This is a genomic window from Shewanella dokdonensis (genome assembly GCF_018394335.1).
GTDB lineage: Bacteria > Pseudomonadota > Gammaproteobacteria > Enterobacterales > Shewanellaceae > Shewanella > Shewanella dokdonensis.
This window is the reverse complement of the sequence record NZ_CP074572.1, coordinates 1,704,963-1,723,711: the sequence shown is the minus strand read 5'-3', so window position 1 is coordinate 1,723,711 and position 18,749 is coordinate 1,704,963. Positions and strand designations below refer to the sequence as shown.

General features: G+C 51.5%; 16 protein-coding genes, 3 pseudogenes and 1 riboswitch. Of the genes and pseudogenes, 9 read left to right on the top strand and 10 right to left on the bottom strand.

What is annotated here, in order from left to right; genetic code table 11:
* Window positions 1-16 precede the first annotated feature (16 nt).
* Window positions 17-655: a paraquat-inducible protein A gene (locus KHX94_RS08290; RefSeq protein ID WP_425314051.1), complete on the top strand. Its 639-nt coding sequence runs from the start codon at window positions 17-19 to the stop codon at window positions 653-655.
* Here KHX94_RS08290 and KHX94_RS08285 read toward each other — a convergent pair.
* A complete protein-coding gene (locus KHX94_RS08285) occupies window positions 652-1,524 on the bottom strand; it encodes a LysR substrate-binding domain-containing protein (protein ID WP_213683041.1) in 873 nt (290 codons plus the stop codon). The two genes, KHX94_RS08290 and KHX94_RS08285, sit on opposite strands and share 4 nt — an antisense overlap.
* Before the next feature lie 99 nt (window positions 1,525-1,623).
* Between KHX94_RS08285 and KHX94_RS08280 the strand changes: the two genes are divergently transcribed.
* Together KHX94_RS08280 and KHX94_RS08275 are read left to right on the top strand one after the other, a co-directional pair.
* A complete protein-coding gene (locus tag KHX94_RS08280) occupies window positions 1,624-2,577 on the top strand; it encodes a TDT family transporter (protein ID WP_213683040.1) in 954 nt (317 codons plus the stop codon).
* Window positions 2,578-2,666: 89 nt separating this feature from the next.
* Window positions 2,667-2,885 carry a hypothetical protein gene (locus KHX94_RS08275; RefSeq protein ID WP_213683039.1) on the top strand — a complete coding sequence of 73 codons (219 nt, stop codon included), beginning with the start codon at window positions 2,667-2,669 and terminating at the stop codon, window positions 2,883-2,885.
* A gap of 7 nt (window positions 2,886-2,892) precedes the next feature.
* On the opposite strand, the gene KHX94_RS08270 is transcribed toward KHX94_RS08275, so the two are convergent.
* The 5 genes and pseudogenes from KHX94_RS08270 to KHX94_RS08250 all read right to left on the bottom strand — a co-directional run bounded on the left by KHX94_RS08270 (window position 2,893) and on the right by KHX94_RS08250 (window position 8,450).
* Entirely contained in the window at window positions 2,893-3,204 is a 312-nt protein-coding gene (locus KHX94_RS08270) for a DUF3240 family protein (RefSeq protein ID WP_213683038.1), read from the bottom strand.
* Window positions 3,201-6,252: pseudogene (locus KHX94_RS08265) on the bottom strand (efflux RND transporter permease subunit). Before KHX94_RS08265 ends, KHX94_RS08270 begins: the two are co-directional and overlap by 4 nt.
* A 1-nt stretch (window position 6,253) precedes the next feature.
* Window positions 6,254-7,276 carry an efflux RND transporter periplasmic adaptor subunit gene (locus KHX94_RS08260; protein ID WP_213683037.1) on the bottom strand — a complete coding sequence of 341 codons (1,023 nt, stop codon included), beginning with the start codon at window positions 7,274-7,276 and terminating at the stop codon, window positions 6,254-6,256.
* Window positions 7,273-7,668 carry a hypothetical protein gene (locus tag KHX94_RS08255; protein WP_213683036.1) on the bottom strand — a complete coding sequence of 132 codons (396 nt, stop codon included), beginning with the start codon at window positions 7,666-7,668 and terminating at the stop codon, window positions 7,273-7,275. The genes KHX94_RS08260 and KHX94_RS08255 overlap by 4 nt, the downstream gene beginning before the upstream one ends.
* On the bottom strand, window positions 7,608-8,450 hold the full coding sequence (locus KHX94_RS08250) for a hypothetical protein (RefSeq protein WP_213683035.1): 843 nt from the start codon (window positions 8,448-8,450) through the stop codon (window positions 7,608-7,610). Before KHX94_RS08250 ends, KHX94_RS08255 begins: the two co-directional genes overlap by 61 nt.
* 154 nt (window positions 8,451-8,604) lie before the next feature.
* On the opposite strand from KHX94_RS08250, the pseudogene KHX94_RS08245 reads away from it, so the two are divergent.
* Window positions 8,605-9,122: pseudogene (locus KHX94_RS08245) on the top strand (helix-turn-helix transcriptional regulator).
* 10 nt (window positions 9,123-9,132) lie between these two features.
* Here KHX94_RS08245 and KHX94_RS08240 read toward each other — a convergent pair.
* Window positions 9,133-10,074 carry a YeiH family protein gene (locus KHX94_RS08240; RefSeq protein ID WP_213683034.1) on the bottom strand — a complete coding sequence of 314 codons (942 nt, stop codon included), beginning with the start codon at window positions 10,072-10,074 and terminating at the stop codon, window positions 9,133-9,135.
* A gap of 174 nt (window positions 10,075-10,248) precedes the next feature.
* Entirely contained in the window at window positions 10,249-10,767 is a 519-nt protein-coding gene (locus tag KHX94_RS08235; protein ID WP_213683033.1) for an aldolase/citrate lyase/malate synthase family protein, read from the bottom strand.
* 126 nt (window positions 10,768-10,893) lie between these two features.
* On the opposite strand from KHX94_RS08235, the gene KHX94_RS08230 reads away from it, so the two are divergent.
* Entirely contained in the window at window positions 10,894-12,390 is a 1,497-nt protein-coding gene (locus tag KHX94_RS08230; protein ID WP_213683032.1) for a DUF3612 domain-containing protein, read from the top strand.
* A gap of 17 nt (window positions 12,391-12,407) precedes the next feature.
* Here the strand turns inward: KHX94_RS08230 and KHX94_RS08225 are convergent, their stop codons facing one another.
* Both KHX94_RS08225 and KHX94_RS08220 read right to left on the bottom strand, forming a co-directional pair.
* On the bottom strand, window positions 12,408-14,324 hold the full coding sequence (locus KHX94_RS08225) for a methyl-accepting chemotaxis protein (RefSeq protein ID WP_213683031.1): 1,917 nt from the start codon (window positions 14,322-14,324) through the stop codon (window positions 12,408-12,410).
* A 171-nt stretch (window positions 14,325-14,495) separates the two neighbouring features.
* Complete coding sequence (locus tag KHX94_RS08220; protein ID WP_213683374.1) at window positions 14,496-16,142, bottom strand: electron transfer flavoprotein-ubiquinone oxidoreductase; 1,647 nt, start codon at window positions 16,140-16,142, stop codon at window positions 14,496-14,498.
* A gap of 189 nt (window positions 16,143-16,331) precedes the next feature.
* A riboswitch (molybdenum cofactor riboswitch) is annotated at window positions 16,332-16,468 on the top strand.
* On the opposite strand from KHX94_RS08220, the gene moaA reads away from it, so the two are divergent.
* From moaA to moaE, 4 genes and pseudogenes are all read left to right on the top strand, one after another.
* Entirely contained in the window at window positions 16,456-17,439 is a 984-nt protein-coding gene (gene moaA / locus KHX94_RS08215; RefSeq protein WP_213683030.1) for a GTP 3',8-cyclase MoaA, read from the top strand. It overlaps the preceding riboswitch by 13 nt.
* Before the next feature lie 99 nt (window positions 17,440-17,538).
* Window positions 17,539-17,968: pseudogene (moaC, locus tag KHX94_RS08210) on the top strand (cyclic pyranopterin monophosphate synthase MoaC).
* Between the two features lie 3 nt (window positions 17,969-17,971).
* Window positions 17,972-18,223 (top strand): molybdopterin synthase sulfur carrier subunit, encoded by a 252-nt coding sequence (moaD, locus tag KHX94_RS08205; protein ID WP_213683029.1) that lies wholly within the window; start codon window positions 17,972-17,974, stop codon window positions 18,221-18,223.
* Window positions 18,223-18,687 (top strand): molybdopterin synthase catalytic subunit MoaE, encoded by a 465-nt coding sequence (gene moaE / locus KHX94_RS08200; RefSeq protein ID WP_213683028.1) that lies wholly within the window; start codon window positions 18,223-18,225, stop codon window positions 18,685-18,687. Before moaD ends, moaE begins: the two co-directional genes overlap by 1 nt.
* Window positions 18,688-18,749: the final 62 nt, after the last annotated feature.

The following is an 18,749-nucleotide window of genomic DNA, read 5'->3' as shown; positions in this document are numbered from 1 at the left end:
CGTTGGTTTTGGAGGCATGATGTCAAACTGGAAAGCGGTACTGTTGCTGTTATTGTCGCTGGCGTTGTTAGTGCCAGGAGTGACCTTGCCAATCCTGACCATCGATGGTCACGTTGAAAAAGCTAAGTTGTCAGCAACTGGCATGGATATGATCGCCGAGAGTGTCAGCAAAGATTCCGCCGATGGCAAACAACAGGCGCGCAGTATGTTGGGCATGGTGGCCGGGTTATTAGGGCTCGATCATCTGCAAGGTGAGGTGGAAGTTTTCCACAAAAGTCGCAGCATTTGGGGAACGGTGACAGAGTTACAGCAACACGGCAATCTGCTGGTGGCGGTGCTGGTGGCACTATTTTCGGTGGTGATCCCAGCGTTAAAACTGCTGCTGTTGCTGATTTCTGTGCTACTGCCGTTGCAGCCAGGCGCACGACGTAACCTTGCCGCGGTTACCAATGCCATTGCCAAGTGGTCAATGGCCGATGTGTTTGTGGTGGCGTTGATTATCAGCTTTCTGGCTGGCGATGCTTCTGCTGGCATGGGCGATTTGGTACGAACCAGCGCTAACTTTGAGTTGGGATTCTGGTGCTTTCTGAGTTATTGCTTGCTGGCGATTGCGGGACAATTCTTGCTTAAACCCCGGCAAGATACCGTGAGTTAAGCAAAGGATTGATGCTGACAATGGTGAATAAATTGCTGCGCCAGCGCACTCAGGTATTTCTGTTGGTGCCACACCAGCGATAGTTGCCGAGGGAAATGCAGCGCCAGAGGCAGCTGTTTTAATGTGCCATCATGGAGGTGGCGCGCGGCTGCGAGCTTGGAAATCAATGTCAGCCCCAGCCCCTGTTCTACTGCCAGCATCACGGCTTCCAGTGAGTTCAGTTCTAAAATCCGCCCTACCTTGGTTAATTTTGGTGCTAGCTGCTGCTCAAACAGTTCGCGGCTGCCAGAATGGGCTTCGCGCAACACCCAGTGGGCATTTTCCAGATCGGTTAACTGTACGCTGGCGTATTGCGCGAGTGGATGCTGCTGGGCTGCAACTAGCAGCATCTCGTCTTGTAACCAGGGTTGTTGCTGTAATTGGGGCAGATGGCTGCGCCCTTCAATCAACGCCAGATCCAACTCAAAATTCGCCAATTGTTGGCACAGTTTGTGGGTATTACTGATCTCTACGCGAATATCGGCCTCTGGAAATGCCGCCAACAACTGCGGTAACAGGTAGTTACCTATGGTCTGGCTAGCGCCTAGCCGTAAAGTGCCGCCAGCAATGGCTTCAGCCCTGAACAACTGATTGATATCTTGCACTCTTGCCAAGACCTCATCCGCCAGTGGTTGCAGTTGTTGCCCTTGGCTGTTGAGCTGCAATCTGGGATGTACCCGGTCAAATAGCTGGGTAGCTAGCTGTCGTTCTAACTCTGCCAGTGACTGCGACACCGCGCCTTTGCTGAGAAATAGCGCTTCTGCGGCTTGGCTCAGATTACCGTAGCGGGCAATGGCGGCAAATACCTGGAGCTGTTTGATGCTGATCATTGTTTAGATTTTCTATACAAATAATTCAATTCATTTAGATATCACAAATACCAAAAGCTTTCTATGATGCGTTGAACTTTCACCAGCAGGAGCACTTTTATGGGGTTCTATCCCTCTCGTCTGGCGGCCGCGCCAACACCTATGGCAGGTTTGGCATTAGGTATTGCCAGCCTGGGTTGGTGTTGGGAAAACAGCGGATGGTTTAGTGGTCAGGCACAAGCCTTTGGTGCAGTCATTGCTGCGGCTATGTTGTTGCTGTTATTGGGCAAGTTTGTGCTACATCCACAATCACTGTGGCAGGATTTAGCGCATCCGGTAGTCGGCAGTGTTGTGCCAACGTTTGCTATGGCGGCTATGGTGGTATCCAAAGCGATCCCCGGGCAGGTGGGAACGGGATTATGGTTGCTGGCGGTGTTGCTGCATCTGCTGTTTCTATTGGTGTTTTGCTTTCATCGACTACGTCAGTTTGAATTGTCCCATATGGTACCTAGCTGGTTTGTGCCGCCGGTGGGCATTATTGTGGCGGATGTTGCCTGCCCTGGGCCAGCGATGCTGCCGTTGGCGCATGGACTGTTGTGGTTTGGCATTATCTGCTATGGCTTGATGCTGCCGTTGATGTTGTATCGATTGATTTTTATGGCAGAAGTCGCCGATGCTGCCAAACCCACCATTGCGATTCTAGCGGCCCCGGCCAGTCTGTCACTGGCAGGTTATCTGACAGTGATCGAGCAGCCATCACCGCTGCTGGTAAGCCTGTTGCTGGGGATTGCAGTGCTGATGACCGGCATTATCTATCTGGCGTTTTTCAAGCTGTTACGCTTGCCGTTTAGCCCAGGTTTCGCCGCATTTACCTTTCCCATGGTGATAGGAGCAACTGCACTATTCAAAACCGAAGCCTGGTTTCGGGAGTGGCAGTTGCCGCCGCAAACAGTGATGCAGTTGCATACTCTGGCACAGTTGGAGCTAGTGGTCGCAACCGTGATTGTGAGCTATGTTGCTCTGCGCTATGTGCTGTATTTCAATCCATTGCGGCGGCGAGCTTTAGTGGCATAGGGGTTTTTAATAATTAATAGCTATAAAAATATATATAGTTATTAGATATGGTTTTTGAATCTTGGTCGGAACCGGCAGCGGTAACGATAATGACCATCGTTATCGATGAAGGAAAGATGATGAAACCTGTGCAGTCATTTGCGGCCATTATTTTGTTAGCTATCACAGCGCTGGTGCTGCTGGATCTGCAACTTTCAGCACTGTGGCGTGCACTGTTTGAGCTGATCACCTTCATCCTGTTGTGGCAAGGGTTTATCTGCTGGCAGCAGCGCGGCATCCGGTCATCAGACCGGAATGCCAAACACTAATGCCAGATTAGGGTTGCCCCTGACCGAGTACACCATTGCTGGCGATGGGCACTATCCAGTAACGACAGGGGTTATGTTGGCAGACCGCCGCCAGCGTCGTTAATAATGCTTCCTGCGATTGTTGCGGATGCATAATCTCAAACTTGTAAAACTCCCGGTAGCCTTCCACCTGTTCTTTCAGATTGTACTGGCTGTGTTCGCGGCTGAAACCACAGATATCCACCAGACTGAATCCAGACAGATAGTCCAGTGACATCAAGGTGTCGACAATATCATCCTTGATATTGTGCTGGGCAATCAGCACTAACAGTTGCTTCATTTGCGTTTCTCCAGCGTTTCATACAACAGCGGCAGTAAATACAGGGTGGTAATGGTCGATGTGATCAAGCCGCCAATAACCACAATGGCCAGTGGCCGTTGAATTTCTGCTCCTGGGCCAGTGGCAAATGCCAGCGGGATCAGGCCGAACATGGCGGTGGTCGCTGTCATCATAATGGGTCTTAAGCGGCGTGCCGCGCCCTGTTTTACCCGTTCTTCCAGTGTGGCAAACATGTGGCGTGACTGTTCATAGTAACTGACCATCACCACCCCGTTGAGTACCGCAACCCCTAACAAAGCGATAAATCCCACTGAGGCGGGTACTGACAGATATTCCCCTGACAAGAACAAGCTGATGATGCCGCCCATCATCGCAAAAGGAACATTTGCCAGGATCAGCAATGCTTTAGCTATGGTGCCAAAGGTAGTAAACAGGATCAGATTGATCAGCATGATGGCAACCGGCACCACCAGCAGCAAGTTATTGGTGGCGCGTTGCTGGTTTTCAAATTCGCCCCCAAAGCTGAGACTAAAGCCGCTTGGCAGCGTTAGTTGGCTTGCCAGCTTGCCTTTGAGTTCCTCTACGAAGCTGACGATATCGCGGCCACTGACATTGGTGGTGACCACGGCAAAGCGGTTGCCCTGTTCACGGTCGATGCGGATTGGCCCTTGCTGATAGCCGATGTCGGCCAGCTCGCTCAGTGGTTTGAGGGACGCATCCGGCAGCAAGATCACCTGCTGTTGCAGCTGTACCAGACTGTTGATGTTGTCATTTGGATGGGCAATCAATACTGGGGTGCGTTTTTTGCCCTGGATCACCTCTGTCACCATCACCCCTTCCAACTGGCTCTTAAGATAGCTGCCAAATGCCGTAGCATCCATGCCGTAGCGACTGGCGAGTCCATCTTTCAACTTCAAGTTGATAAACGGGCTGCCTTCAGTCATCGCCATTTTCACATCTTGGGCGCCGGTGGTCGTGCTGGTGATATCGCTGATCTGTCCGGCAAGTCGGTTCAATGCTGCCAAATCATCACCAAAGATTTTGATAGCAACGTCACCAATGCTGCCGGTGAGCATCTCTGAAACCCGCATCTGGATAGGTTGGGTAAAGTTGAAATCAATGCCGGGGAATTTCACCACTTCGGCGCGAATCGCGTCAATCAGTTGCTCTTTAGTATCAAAGCGCCATTCAGCGACGGGTTTCAGTTGCAGGAACACATCGGTTTCATTCAGTCCCATCGGATCCAACCCCAGCTCATCGGCACCGGTACGGGCCACCAGTTGGCGGATTTCGGGCACAGTTTGTAGCAGGTGGTTTTCTATCTGGGTATCTAAATCTAACGACGACTGTAGTGAAATAGAGGGCGACTTGGCTAACTGCAAAATAATGTCACCTTCATCCAAGGTCGGCATAAAGGTTTTTCCTACCAATGCAAACAGGCCAAAACTCATCACCAGCAGTACAGTCGCAATGGTGACAAAGCGCTTGCCATGGTGCAGTACCCATTCCAGTGACTGTAGATAATGGTGTTTGAGCCAGTGGACAAACTTAGGTTCTTCTACCGCTTTTTCATTCACCAGATAGGATGCCACCACCGGAATGATGGTCAGCGCTAGCGCCAGCGCCGACAACATGGCAAACACTATGGTGATGGCCACGGGCGAAAACATCTTGCCTTCTAGCCCGCTCAACGTCAGCAATGGCGAGAATACTATGATGACGATAACCGTGCCGGAAACCACTGGGGTTGCCACGTCTTTAGTGGCTCGGTAAATCAGGTGTAATCTGGGCAAGCGTTGTCCACCTGCCAACTGGTTCACCATGTTTTCCACCACCACCACCGACGAGTCCACCAACATGCCGATGGCGATAACCAAGCCCCCAAACTCATCAGGTTGGCTGACAGGTGGAAATAACGCATTAACACAAAGGTAGATAGCGCTGCCAGTGGTAGCGCCAGTGATACCACCAGCGCGGCGCGGACGTTACCAAGAAACAGTGCCAGCAACACAATCACCAGCACTACCGCTTCTACTAGCGCTTCTGAAATTGTGCCAATGGCAGTGCTGATAAGATTGGCGCGGTCGTAAAACACATTGAGTTTGCTGCCTGGCGGCAAGGTCGGTTCTATTTGTGCCAGTTTCTGCTTCACCGCCTTGACCACATCGGCGGTATTGGAGTCTTTCAGAGCTACAATCAATGCTTCAGTGGTTTCACTGCCGTTGCGGGTAACCGCTCCGTAGCGCGCCAGATGACCAATCTCAACTTCGGCCAGGTCTTGTAGATGATAGGTGCCGTTAGCATTGGCAATAATCACCATGTTGCGCAGGGCATCGATGGAACCGATGCGGCCTTCGGTGCGTACGGTAAAATTATCGGTACCTATGGTGATGCGCCCGGCTCCTGTATTGGCGTTACTGGCATTAATGCGTGCAATCAGCTGGTCTTGGCTGATCCCCGCTTGTGCCATCGCCACCGGGTTTGGGGTTATCTGCAATGTTTTAGCATAACCCCCAGAATATTGACATCGGCCACGCCAGGCACAGTGCGCAATAATGGCCTGATTTGCCATTGCAGCAACTGGCGCCGCTCCAATAAAGACATTGACGGATTTTCCAGTGAAAACATAAAGATTTCACTGAGCGGGGTACTCATCGGCGCGATGCCGCCCTCAATGTTTGCTGGCAGCTTGTCTTTCACTGCCGCTAAACGATCGCTGACTTGCTGACGCGCCCAGTAAATATCGGTGCCTTCATTAAAGTCTAGGGTAATGGCGGTAATGGCGTATTTGGTGGTGGAGCGCAATATGGCTTGTTTCGGGATACCCAATAGCTCGGTTTCCACCGGCACTGTCACCTGCGATTCAATCTCTTCCGCCGTCATGCCGGGTGCTTTCAGAATAATTTTGACCTGAGTCGGTGAAATATCCGGGAAGGCATCCAACGGAATACCCAACCAAGCATAACTGCCTGCCCCGGCCAGGATCAGCCCGGTGATCAGCATAAATAGTCGCTGTGTTAGCGAGAAACGGATAATGCCATTTAGCATGTTACTCGCCTCCCAATCCCAGCAGCAGACCCTTGGCCGCGGCCACTGAGTCGCTCAGCACCTCGCTGTTTTGCAGCTCTGGTTGTGATTGAACCAGATAGTTATCGCCATCAACGGCCAGAATAGTGATGTCGGTGGACAGCAGTTTTTCGCCCTGATGACGCAATACCTGACTCCCCGTTCCCCAGGAATAGACACTCTGTTTGGGAAGTTGCAGCGCTTGCAGCTGTCTTATGGGGGTTACCTGTAGTTGTTGCCCAAGGGTAAGCTTGCATGGTGCTGTGATTGCTGCGCTCCAAGCGTTAACAAAACCCGCTTCTGCAACATTATCACGCCGAGCCAACGCTAGCTGACAGTGGCCAGTATCAATCATCGTTGTGACGGCGGCGAGCGATAATGGCAGCCGTACCTGTAGGCGGATGTCACTTGTTGGTACTATCCCCAGCAATAACCCACCATCGGCCAATGGCTGACTAGCATCACCGTAGCGCAAGATGCCAGACATTGGGGCTTTTAGCAGCGAACCTTGTTGCTCTGGGGCATCCTGCAACAGTTCCATGAAGTGATGCATGTGCTCAAACTTCAGCTTGGCATCATGGTACTGCATACTGATCTGGCTCCACACTTCGGCACCGATAGTCCCGTTCGCGTGCAATTTGCGGTTATGTTCATAACGGCTTTGTGCCAGATTGAAGGCTTCTTTGGCGGCATCGAACTGCATATAAAAATGGTGAATGCCTGCACCTTGCAGCAATACCAATGGTTGACCAGCGCTAACGGCTGCACCTTCAGCCACCAGCCAGTGCCGCTGCTGAATGGTTTCTGGTACCGCGACGAAAAAAGTGTTGCCGACTTCAGCCGTGACAACCGCAGGCACCGGACTTGCGGGCAGTTGTTGCACCGTTTTTACTTGGGTGTAGTGTAACGTCAGCTTGCCAAGGTCGGCCACGGCCAGCTCACCCGCAAGGGTGGCCGCACTGCACAGTGCTAATACGCTACTGCCGAGCAGTGAGATCCATTTCATAAGGTAACTCCAAGAGCTTGCAATTGTTTGGAATGTAATTGGGATTGCGCCAGTTGGTTGAGTGCCAGGCGACTTTCGCTATCGAGCATTTCAACATAGCTGCGCAACCATGCCTGGTATTGGGCCAATCCCTGTTGTTTGGTGGCCGCCAGCGCCTCGGTGAGCTGTTGCGTGAGCTGCAATGTTTGCTGTAACAGCTGTTGTTGTTGCTGTAGTTGTACCTGTTGCTGTTGCAATTCATCTAGTTGCAGCCGGGTCTGTAGCATCAGTTGTTGTTGCTGTTGTTGCAGATTCAACTGCTGCTCTACCAGCGTGCCAACTTCCTGCTGGCTCAGGCCATTGCTGACAGGTAACGGAATATCCAGCGCCAGACCAATGGCTTGTTCTTCCATGCCAGGAGTGGCGGTATTTTTGCATTAACAGACAGTATCCAAGGCGTGTTGCTACCGTCAGTCATGGCTTTGCCGAGTAATTTTTGGCGTTGTAGCTGAATGCTCGCCAGTTGCCAGAGCGGGTTACTGATGCCGTCATCTTGGGGTAATACCCGCGCGCTTTCATCAAGTGAGGGCAGTTGACTGAGTCCCGTTAGCCGTCTCAGTGCATCACTGGCACTGGCAAGTTGCTGCTGTAATGGCAAGGTCAGCAGTTGCAGATCCAACAACTCTTTTTGCAGCATTAACAGTTGGCTGGCCGGGGCTTCGCCGCTATGGCTCAGCGCTTGCTGCCGCGTCAGTAGTTGTTGCAGCAGTTGCTGTTTATGCTGTTGCTGTGCCAGCTCGGCCACCGCTAATTGCTGTTGCCACCAGTATTGACGGAGCAATCCTGACAGATACAAGAGTTGCAGTTTGCTCTGCTGCTGTTGTAACTGTTCATCTAATGGTTTGAGTGCCGCCTCTAGGCGTTGCATCGATGGCGATTTAAACGGCAGATTCAAAGACAATTGCTGCTCGTAACTGCGGCGACTATCGAGTCCTTGCAGATGGCTAATACTGATGGTGGGCAGTCCTATCAACCAGTCAGAACTCTGGTAAATAGGTGTGAGTTGTGCCGAATAATTGTGTAGTCTGGACTGTGTTTGCTTAAGCAATGCAGTTTTTGCCTCGTCAGCGGTCGCCGACAAAGCCAGTGCTGGCACTAGCAGTGCTAGCACTAAAGAATAATTTCGGAATTTCATAAGCCATGATCGCCGAGGAAAACAACGACATCAGCCTGACACAAAATAGTGCTGGGATCGTCGGGGAGCTGTATCATAAATGCTGGTCATGGTACATCTGTACCATATGACTATTTGTTTGATGTAAAAGGATTTATTTCCAGGAGTTATAAAAATGAAGGATTGGCTGATGATTACGCTGCTCAGCGTAATAATGCTGCTAAACCTGCTGGACGTGTTGTCAGATGTGGAACTGGGTGTGCCCACTTGGCACATTATTCAGGAGAGTTTGCTGGTGGCGCTATCGGCGTTGGGCGCACTGTATATCAGTACCGATTTATTGCAGCGAACCCGTAAAATCCGGCAACTCGCAGCGCAGCTGAAACGGGCCGATACCCGTATTTGCAATATTTCCAGCCGGATGCAGGCGGCTAGGCAGGAATATACTCAGGCCGTACAGCAACAGTTTGAACTCTGGTCGCTCACCCGTAGCGAGCAGGAAGTGGCATTACTGTTATTAAAAGGACTGAGTTTCAAAGAGATATCTGGTGTGCGCAGCACCAAGGAAAAACCGTCAGGCAGCAGGCATCTTCTATCTACACCAAAGCTGGGGTCGATGGGCGCCACAGTTTTTGTGCCTGGTTTATGGAAGATTTTATTCAGCCAGCAGCCGAAGGTGTACAGGCGGCTTAAACGCTGGTTATTAGCTAAGCCACAACACACATAGCAGTGAGCCACTGCCGATGGCCAACCACAATAAGCTTGCCATCAGTAATGGTAATCGGCCGTGGGTGCGTAGTTTTTTGACCGTAATGCCACAGCCTATCAGGAATAAACACACTACCAGCGTATGTTTGCCCGCCACAAATAGCAGTTGATACAGGGCGTGTCCCTGCGGTAATAGGCTAGTGATGGCGATGGCGAGACAGTAATACAGAATAAACGCTGGGATCACCATGCGGCCTTTGCCACCAAATACCACAGCGCTTAAGGCAGCAACCGGAATAATCCACAACGCCCGAGCTAGTTTGATGGTAGTGGCTGTTTTCAAAGCTTCTTCACCGTAAGCCGATGCCGCGCCCACCACCGACGAGGTATCGTGGATGGCAATCGCGCTCCAGACGCCAAAATCGTGCTGACTCATCGCCAGCAGATGACCAATCACCGGAAAAATAAATAACGCGATCGAGTTAAGAATAAACACACAGGCGAGTGCAATGGCCGTCTGTTCGCTTTTGGCATTGATAGCGGGGGCAACCGCCGCGATGGCGCTACCACCACAGATGGCGGTGCCGCAAGCAATCAAATGACCCGTGCGTTGTTCCAGCCGCAGCAATTTGGTGAGCAGCGTACCAATCAGCAGCGTCATGATAATGCTCCCGAGGATCAACGGCAGATTATGGGTGCTGATATCAATGGCTTGTTGCAATGGAATGCCAAAACCCAGGCCGACGATGGAAACGGCCAACAATTTTTTAGTGAGTTTGCCAATTTCCCAGTCATTGGGGAGCCAGCCGAGATTTGCCAGAATAAACCCCAGGATTAAGGCCAACGGCGATGTGACGCCGGGTAAGAGACATATGGCTGCGAGTAAGGTGAACAGCACCTTGCGCTGACGTTCCTGCAAACTGAAACTGCCGATCATTGAAGGGATTTTCCACAAAAATTCAGAAGAGGCAGTATAGGGAAGGCTTAAGTGTCAGTGAAATCAAATAATCTTAATTTCAAGGTTCAAAAATATTTAATCAAATGATTATTCTGTTTAAACAACAGCAGACACTGATGTCTGCTGTTGGGCGTAGCTGAGCCTATCTGGCGCTTAAAGGGCGTACATCAGACCTTCGCGATCTACAAACTGTTTTGACAGCGCTTGGGCACAGGTGTGACCATCAATGCCTTCGTGTAACAGGCTGATCCATTGGCGGTTGTGACGCTCCACATTTTCCAGCTGAATATCATCAATCCCGGCTTTATCGTGGCAGCCAATGGCGCCGGCATTGTTAAAACTCAACTCCAGATGACAGCCGCTGTCGTGTTTAAGCAACAACGCCTCCGGTTGCGCCTTGTGACCCGCCATGGCAACAAACTGCCGAGGTTGGCGTAAACCGCTTAAGGTGGCATCGGCAAAACAGGCCAGCAGATGCTGGTAGTACACCATATAGCCAGTTACCTCGTTATGTGAGCCTTGAGCTAATGGAAACAGAATATCCAGTAGCTGTTTGGCGTTGGACAGTTTCTCGGAAATGTGGCGTTTAGCCAGAGATTCCACATTCACGACGGCCATCGCAATACATGGATGTTGACGCTGCAATTCAGTGGCATTCAGTGGCATGTTCATGGCTGTTCCCTCGTCTTTCACGGCAGATATAACGGTGTAAATAATGACCGCTTTGTATGTTTTGTAGACTAGCTGGTTTTATACTAGAATTTCACAATAAAAATTTTACATTGTGAATTTTACAAAATGCGCCAAGAAAGCAGCTTGCTCCGTAAGTCACATTTTCTCGGGACGAAAATCAGAAACATGAGGAAACGCAATCACTTAACCATGGAAGATCTGTCTGCTCGCTGTGTCAGGCTGGATCCTGAGTCGGCGCCGTCAGTGTCATATCTCTCCATGATTGAACGTGGCAAACGTACCCCGAGCCACGCCATGTTGCAGGTGATAGCCGAAGTATTTCAAAAACCGCTGGATTGGTTTCTGGATGATGCTCCAGCAGATGAGGCGATTGTGCCAGCAAAGGGCAATCGTGGCGGGATCAGTGGCATGCCGCTGGAACCGGGCTTTCTGTTTTCCGGTGACATTCTGCAAATCGCGATTCCTGAGATGTTGTCTCAGACGGGGATTTCCGGCCGCCAGTTCGCGCAGTTACTGATCCGTGCTTATCAGGAACATCACCAGAATCACTTCCCCGATTTGGAGCGTGCCGCTGAAGATATCGGCAATAAACAGCTACCGTTGTCACTCGAAGATATGCTGGATCTCGCCGCCAGACAGGGGCTTAAAGTGCACTGGTTTCAGACGCCCAAAAATGAAAGCGGCACTCATCGACTGGTGACCTCCTTCATGGAGGCTCCCGGTAAACTGATGTTAAATGAAGCGTTACGCAGCAGCCCAACGCGGATGAAATATGATTTAGCGGTGCATATTGGTCACTGTGTGCTGCATCGTAGCGATGGCTTAATCCATGAAATGAGTATTGGCCCAGGAGCCTATGAACTTGACCCGGCACAACAGAGTTCATCGGTGAATGCGCAGGATATTTTGCAAGCTTGGCGCAGCTTTGAGGCAAGTTTTTTTGCCGGCGCACTGCTCTGTCCGAAAGTCCCGTTTCGGCAATTACTGGATCGTTACGGCTATGAAGTTGATGCGCATCGACTGGCGGGGGTGACACCGTCGGTGGCGATGCGGCGCATGACCGTGGTTTCGCCCTATCCACACTGGCATTATTTTGATGCCTACACGCCAGGAAAACTTAAAGCGGTTTACCGTGGCAATGGCATCCCGCTGCCTTGGGGCAATATGCGTGAAGTGGCGGATCCCTGCCAGCACTGGTCGGTTTTTCGGATGATCACCGAACCGAAGCAGGGCAGTGCTGCACAGATTTCCTTGCTGGATGTCAACGGACAGCCGCGACTGTATTGTTGTGAGTCAGTAAAAGTTACGGATTTGGCAGGGAATAATCGGGTGTTGTGTGCGGGTATCGATCTTAACCCGGCCATGGCGGCGCAGGGCATGGATGCCACCGCCATGACGCAGGAGCTGAAACAGCTGTGTGTTACCCGCGGTGGCGAAGCGGATATTCCGGCCGCAATGCGGCGGCAACTGCTCATGTTGGCGCGGATCCTCAATATTCACTGGCTGGAACGCGGCTTACAACAACAGGCGCGGTTGATCTGCTCCCGTGGTGCAGTATGTCCACGGGAGCCGGGATGTTATAGCGGTTGCAGCCGTTCCTGAGCCGCAGTCCGTGTCGCTTAAATACGGAAACGCGACACCAGTTTCCCCAGGCGATCAGCTAGCTGGTTCAAGGAGTCACTGGAACGATAGGTATCGTCTGCGCGTTCACTGGTACGGTTCGACACTTCACTGATTTCCGTCAGATTGCGGTTAATATCCTGAACCACGGCGGCCTGTTCTTCTGTGGCCGCTGCCACCTGTACATTCATGTCACTGATCAATGAAATCCGTGCCGAAATCTGTTGCAAGGCTTCACTGGCTTCATCGGCGGCGAGAACCCCTTCGGCCGAACGGCTGCGGCTCTGTTCCATTGCGGCCACCGCTTTCGCTGCTTCCGTCTGCAAGCGGTCGATCATCTGTTGCACTTCATCTGTGGAACTGGCGGTGCGTGACGCTAGGTTACGCACTTCGTCAGCCACTACCGAGAATCCGCGGCCAGCTTCTCCCGCCCGTGCCGCTTCAATCGCGGCATTCAGTGCCAGCAGATTGGTTTGATCAGAGATACTGCGGATAACATCCAGCACACTGCCAATGGCATCTGTGTGTTTTGACAATGAGGCGATCACTTCCGACATCTGCCCAACATCTTCCGATAACTGATTGATGGTGCCGCGGGCGCGGGAGACAACCTGTTGTCCGGTGGCAGCTTCTTCATCGGCGTTCTTGGCCGCATCGGCCGCTTGGGCGGCATTGCTGGCAATTTCACTCACTGTGGCGCCCATCTGATTAACCGCGGTGACGACCGTCAAGGTGCGGTCTTTCTGGTCGTTGTAATCCTGCTGGCTCTGCTGGGCATGTTTAGCGGCTGTGGTGGCCGCAGTTGTCAGTGTATGACTGGTATCTGCGACTTCTTCAATCGAGTGATGGATTTGCGAAATAAAACTGTTAAAACCATGCGCCAGTTTTGCCAGTTCATCATTGCCGTCTTCCGGCAAGCGCTGGCGCAGATCGCCATCACCCTTACCCAAATCGATAAACATGTTAGCAGCGCGGGAAATTGGGCGGCTGACAGAACCGGCAACTAAAATGGCTAACACGATGAAACCGCCGGTGATCACCAGTGTCCACAGCAGGATCATCCAGGATGCTTGCTCCAATTCATCAAAGATCTCTTGCTGCGGCACCTGTGCCACCACATACCAGCCAATGGCAGGCAGGTAACTGCTGGCGACCAGTGTCTCGGTGCCATTAAGTTTGAGTGTTTGCAGATTAAAATCACTATGCTGCAGTAAGCTAGTGGCGGCTTTGCCATAAATATCGGCCAGACGACCTTTGCCCACCAGCGATTGATTTTGATGGATCTGGATTACGCCATTTTCATCGGCGAGAAAGACGTGGCCAGTTTGTTCAATACGGAAGCTATTGAGTAATGCCACCATGTCTTTCAGTGACTTACCTAAACCCACCAAGGCTCTGCCGTTGACTTGTTGATAGTTGATAAACAGCTTGATGTCACCGCTACTGGGCTCAGTGTACAGTTTCAGCATCTTGGTCTTACCGCTGTTCACGTAATCAAAAAACCAACCATCTTGCTGCTGATCAAGAATGCGCAACAAACCGTTCTGAGTGTAGTAAGCCGCAGACTGACGGTCAGCGTAGGAGGCTTGCGCCAGCTGGTACTGCTTGACCAGTTGTTGCAGTTTGGCTTCTACCAAAGGTTCGTCAGCGTCAGGCCGCCCCTGCGCCAGCCAATGACCGAGAATGGGATCGTTTGCCAGCTGCTCAGAGGCATTCAGTAAGGTGCCGATTTCCAGCTCGATACGATTACGGATCTGCAACAACTGATTGGGCAACTCGGACGTTAGCATGCGTTGGCTGATCACTTGTTTGGCGTTGTGTTGGCCTAACAGGCCGACCAAAAATGTGGGCAACAAAACGGCCAATACCATAGTGATCAGCAGTTTTTGTTTAATAGTTAATGTATTGAATTTCATCTTATTAATTTTTACAGCTTAGATACTCAGGTCTTTTCGGCGACCAATGGTGCCAAATTTGCGGTGCTCCCAGGCGACAGCGCTGCCGTGGAGGCGGGCATTATCCCTGTCCGGCGGCAGCGCTGCAATCATGCTGTTTAAAAATACTGCAATAATGCGACAGTTGTTTGACTACATGCCTGAGTAATTAGGGCCACTGCCACCTTCTGGCACCACCCAGTTGATATTCTGGCTCGGGTCTTTGATATCACAGGTCTTGCAGTGAATACAGTTTTGTGCGTTGATCACAAACCGCTTTTCACCCGCATCCTCGGTGACTTCATAGACACCAGCCGGACAGTAACGTTGCGCAGGTTCATCATATAACGGCAGGTTGACCGCCAACGGTACCGAGGCGTTTTCCAACTGTAGATGACAGGGCTGATCCTCGTCGTGACCAATATTGGCGAGGTAAATAGATGACAACCGATCAAAGGTGAGTTTGCCATCTGGGGCGGGATAACTGATGTTGGGATAATCACAGGCTTTGCCGAGACAAGCAAAATCGGCTTTATCATCCCGTAATGTCAGCGGGAATTTGCCGTCAAACCAGTTCTGTTCCACAAAATTAAAGGCGCCGCCGAGTAGGGTGCCGAATTTGTGCAAGGCCGGGCCAAAATTACGGGCACGGTGCAGTTCATCATACAAAGAACTCTGCTCAATGCGGGTTTGCAAACAGTTGAGGTCTTTGCCTGCATCAACACCGGCCAGCATCGCTTCGACCAGCGTTTCTGCCGCCAGCATGCCGCTCTTCATCGCGGTGTGGATACCTTTGATTTTGGCAAAATTCAGTGTACCAGCATCACAACCAATCAGTAGTCCGCCGGGGAAACTCATTTTGGGCAGTGAATTAAGCCCGCCTTTGGCAATGGCTCTCGCGCCGTAACTCAGACGCTGCCCTTGTTGCAGGATGGCAGCAATTTTCGGGTGCGTCTTGTACCGCTGGAACTCCTCAAAAGGGCTCAAGTGTGGATTGCTGTAGTTGAGATCCACAATCAGCCCGACCGCCACTTGATTTTGCGGCAGATGGTAAAGGAAACCGCCACCGGACGCTTGGCTCAGCGGCCAGCCAGCCGTATGTATCACTTTGCCCAGTTGATGTTGTGCGGCGGGGATCTGCCATATCTCTTTAAAGCCGAGGGCATAATGTTGCGGACTCTTGCCATTATCGAGATGGAAGTGCTGGATAAGTTGTTTACCAAGATGGCCACGGCAGCCTTCGGCAAATACCGTGTATTTGGCCAGCAACTCCATGCCGGGCATATAGCCATCTTTGGGGGTGCCATCTTTCGCAACGCCCATATCACCAGTGAGAATGCCTTTGACACTACCATCGTCGTTAAACAGTAACTCGCTGGCGGCAAATCCTGGGAAAATTTCCGCACCCAGTGCTTCGGCCTGTTGCGCCAGCCAACGACATAAATTGCCAGCACTGATGATGTAATTGCCATCATTGGTCATGGTTTTCGGGATCAATGCTTGCGGCATCTCTCGGGCACGACCGGAGGATTGTAATAGCAGAAATTCATCGCTGCTGACGGCAGTGTCCAGTGGTGCCCCTAGACTTTTCCAATCGCCAAATAACTCTTCCAACACCGTTGGCTCAAACACTGCACCCGACATAATATGGGCGCCAACTTCAGCCCCTTTTTCTACCACACACACGTTAAGCGGATTTCCCGCATCTTTGGAAATCTGTAGCAAACGACAGGCAGTCGCTAGGCCAGCGGGGCCGGCGCCGACAATTACAACATCGAATTCCATGGATTCGCGTTCCATCATGTTTTCTTATCCTTCGCCTCGTGTTAACGGGATGTTGGTTTATGACTCCAACCATACCCGAATTTTTGATTAACGCACAGCATTTGACCAGTGGGACTTATAGTGGACTTTAGTCACAGATCCATCTTTATGATGCAGACTACCTCCTTTTAGGGTTTTGGTGATGGGCATTTGCATTTATACTAAGGGCAGACGGTTCTCCGAGCTCGGGTCCCTACGTCACCACAGATAAGGGGTCTAAGCCGTGGCATATTGCCACCGGGGTAAGTGTAGAAATGCGCTTGCCTCCCCTTGTTTTGGAAAGGTGATCATGTCCCAGCAGTTACAAGACAATTTTGGTCGACGGTTTCACTATCTGCGGATGTCAGTGACTGACGTCTGCAACTTCAAATGCAGCTATTGTCTGCCCGATGGCTATCATCCCAATGGTAAGCAATCCTTTTTGACGCTCAGCGAAATTGAGCATCTGGTGGCGGCTTTTGCCAAAGTCGGCACCCGCAAGGTGCGCATTACCGGTGGCGAGCCAACGTTGCGCAAAGACTTCACCGATATTGTACGACTTTTAGCCGACAACGGTGCCATTCATACCATTGCCACCACGACTAACGGATATCGGTTAGAAAAAAGCGCTCAAGAGTGGTATGACGCGGGGTTGCGGCGTATCAATATCTCGGTGGATAGCCTAGATCCGCGGATGTTTTATCAGATCACCGGTGAAAATCGCTTTGATCAAGTGATGCGTGGTGTTGATGCGGCACTCACCGCCGGTTTTGAACGGGTAAAAATCAATGCAGTGTTGCTAAAAGACCTGAATGACAAAGATTTGCCCCGTTTCCTGCACTGGATCAAACACACGCCCATCGATTTGCGCTTTATTGAGCTGATGGAAACGGGTTTGGGTCATGATTATTTTCAGGCACATCATCTGGCGGGTGAAACCATTAAAGGTCGGTTGATGGCGGAAGGGTGGTTGTATGACCAGCCAGCGGTTGAAGATGGCCCAGCGCAAAATTTCAGCCACCCAGATTATCAGGGGCGCATTGGGCTGATCATGCCATATTCCAAAGATTTCTGTGCCAGCTGTAACCGTCTGCGGGTGTCTGCGGTTGGCAAGCTGCATCTGTGCCTGTTCACGGAACAAGGGCTGGATCTGCGGGATCTGCTGCAATCAGCCTCGCAGCAGGATGAGCTGATTGAGCGACTGCATCAACAGTTGCGGTTAAAGAAAGAAACACACTTCCTGCATCAAGGTATCACTGGCGTTACCCAGCATCTGGCCTCTATCGGTGGTTAATGCGTTTGGTGGATAACCGCCGCATTTTGAATGACAAATTAAGGCAGCTTTTTGATGAGCGACACATTTACCCATATCAATGCCGATGGTAACGCCCACATGGTAGACGTTACTGCCAAGTCTGAAACCGAACGTGAGGCCCGCGCCGAAGCTTATGTCGAGATGGCGCCAGCAACGCTAGAGATGATCATCAGCGGCAAACACCACAAAGGCGACGTATTTGCCACCGCCCGTATCGCAGGCATTATGGCCGCGAAAAAACCTCAGAACTGATCCCCTTGTGCCATCCGTTAATGCTGACCAAAGTCGAGGTGGAACTGGAAGCACAACCGCAATTTAACCGGGTGTGGATCACCAGTCGCTGCAAATTATCCGGTAAGACCGGGGTCGAGATGGAAGCGCTGACCGCGGCGTCTGTGGCGGCATTGACCATCTACGATATGTGTAAAGCGGTGCAGAAAGATATGCATATTACTGGCATCCGCCTGCTGGAAAAAGCGGTGGTAAATCAGGACATTTTAAGGTGTAGCCCATGATTAACGTATTGTTTTTTGCCCAAATCAGAGAATTACTCGGTACGCCTTCCATTCAGTTGGAAGCCGGTGAACACGTTGCCACCACCGCGGCATTACGTACTCACCTGGCAGCCAAAAATGAAAAATGGGCGCGGGTATTGGAGTCTGACAAACTGCTGGTTGCCGTTAACCAGACGCTGAGCAACTGGCATGCGGACGTTAATGACGGTGATGAAGTGGCGTTTTTCCCACCGGTAACCGGGGGCTAATGATGCAAGATAGAATTGTGGTACAGCAGCCCGACTTTGATGTTCCGGCAGAGTATGCCCGTATTGCTACCGACAACAGCGATGGCGCGATTGTGACCTTTGTTGGCAAGGTGCGGGATTTTAACGATGGCAGTGCTGTCACAGACCTCACGCTGGAGCATTATCCTGGTATGACCGAAGCGGTGTTGCAGCAGATCACCGCGCAAGCCCGCGAGCGTTGGCCGCTGAATTTTGTCACTATTATTCATCGTGTTGGCACTATGACGCTGGGTGAACAAATCGTGTTTATTGGGGTCAGCAGTGCGCACCGTAAGGCGGCGTTTGCGGCCTGCGAATTTCTGATCGATTTTCTGAAAACCAAAGCCCCTTTCTGGAAACTTGAAGGTGTTGGTGCCGACAAGCGCTGGGTGGACGCACGGGACGCCGATGAACAGGCTGCGCAAGCCTGGGAACAAGGTAGTTAAGCATGGCTTGGCTGTGGCGCGCGTTAATCCTGCTATCGCTGGCCTGCGCTACTCCAGTGGCG

What these genes read in the sequence shown, in the direction of transcription:
- KHX94_RS08290 (WP_425314051.1), top strand. Translation starts at nt 17, where the DNA reads ATGATGTCAAACTGGAAAGCGGTACTGTTGCTGTTATTGTCGCTGGCG.
- KHX94_RS08285 (WP_213683041.1), bottom strand. Translation starts at nt 1,524, where the DNA reads ATGATCAGCATCAAACAGCTCCAGGTATTTGCCGCCATTGCCCGCTAC.
- KHX94_RS08280 (WP_213683040.1), top strand. Translation starts at nt 1,624, where the DNA reads ATGGGGTTCTATCCCTCTCGTCTGGCGGCCGCGCCAACACCTATGGCA.
- KHX94_RS08275 (WP_213683039.1), top strand. Translation starts at nt 2,667, where the DNA reads ATGACCATCGTTATCGATGAAGGAAAGATGATGAAACCTGTGCAGTCA.
- KHX94_RS08270 (WP_213683038.1), bottom strand. Translation starts at nt 3,204, where the DNA reads ATGAAGCAACTGTTAGTGCTGATTGCCCAGCACAATATCAAGGATGAT.
- KHX94_RS08260 (WP_213683037.1), bottom strand. Translation starts at nt 7,276, where the DNA reads ATGAAATGGATCTCACTGCTCGGCAGTAGCGTATTAGCACTGTGCAGT.
- KHX94_RS08255 (WP_213683036.1), bottom strand. Translation starts at nt 7,668, where the DNA reads ATGGAAGAACAAGCCATTGGTCTGGCGCTGGATATTCCGTTACCTGTC.
- KHX94_RS08250 (WP_213683035.1), bottom strand. Translation starts at nt 8,450, where the DNA reads ATGAAATTCCGAAATTATTCTTTAGTGCTAGCACTGCTAGTGCCAGCA.
- KHX94_RS08240 (WP_213683034.1), bottom strand. Translation starts at nt 10,074, where the DNA reads ATGATCGGCAGTTTCAGTTTGCAGGAACGTCAGCGCAAGGTGCTGTTC.
- KHX94_RS08235 (WP_213683033.1), bottom strand. Translation starts at nt 10,767, where the DNA reads ATGAACATGCCACTGAATGCCACTGAATTGCAGCGTCAACATCCATGT.
- KHX94_RS08230 (WP_213683032.1), top strand. Translation starts at nt 10,894, where the DNA reads ATGCGCCAAGAAAGCAGCTTGCTCCGTAAGTCACATTTTCTCGGGACG.
- KHX94_RS08225 (WP_213683031.1), bottom strand. Translation starts at nt 14,324, where the DNA reads ATGAAATTCAATACATTAACTATTAAACAAAAACTGCTGATCACTATG.
- KHX94_RS08220 (WP_213683374.1), bottom strand. Translation starts at nt 16,142, where the DNA reads ATGGAACGCGAATCCATGGAATTCGATGTTGTAATTGTCGGCGCCGGC.
- moaA (WP_213683030.1), top strand. Translation starts at nt 16,456, where the DNA reads ATGTCCCAGCAGTTACAAGACAATTTTGGTCGACGGTTTCACTATCTG.
- moaD (WP_213683029.1), top strand. Translation starts at nt 17,972, where the DNA reads ATGATTAACGTATTGTTTTTTGCCCAAATCAGAGAATTACTCGGTACG.
- moaE (WP_213683028.1), top strand. Translation starts at nt 18,223, where the DNA reads ATGATGCAAGATAGAATTGTGGTACAGCAGCCCGACTTTGATGTTCCG.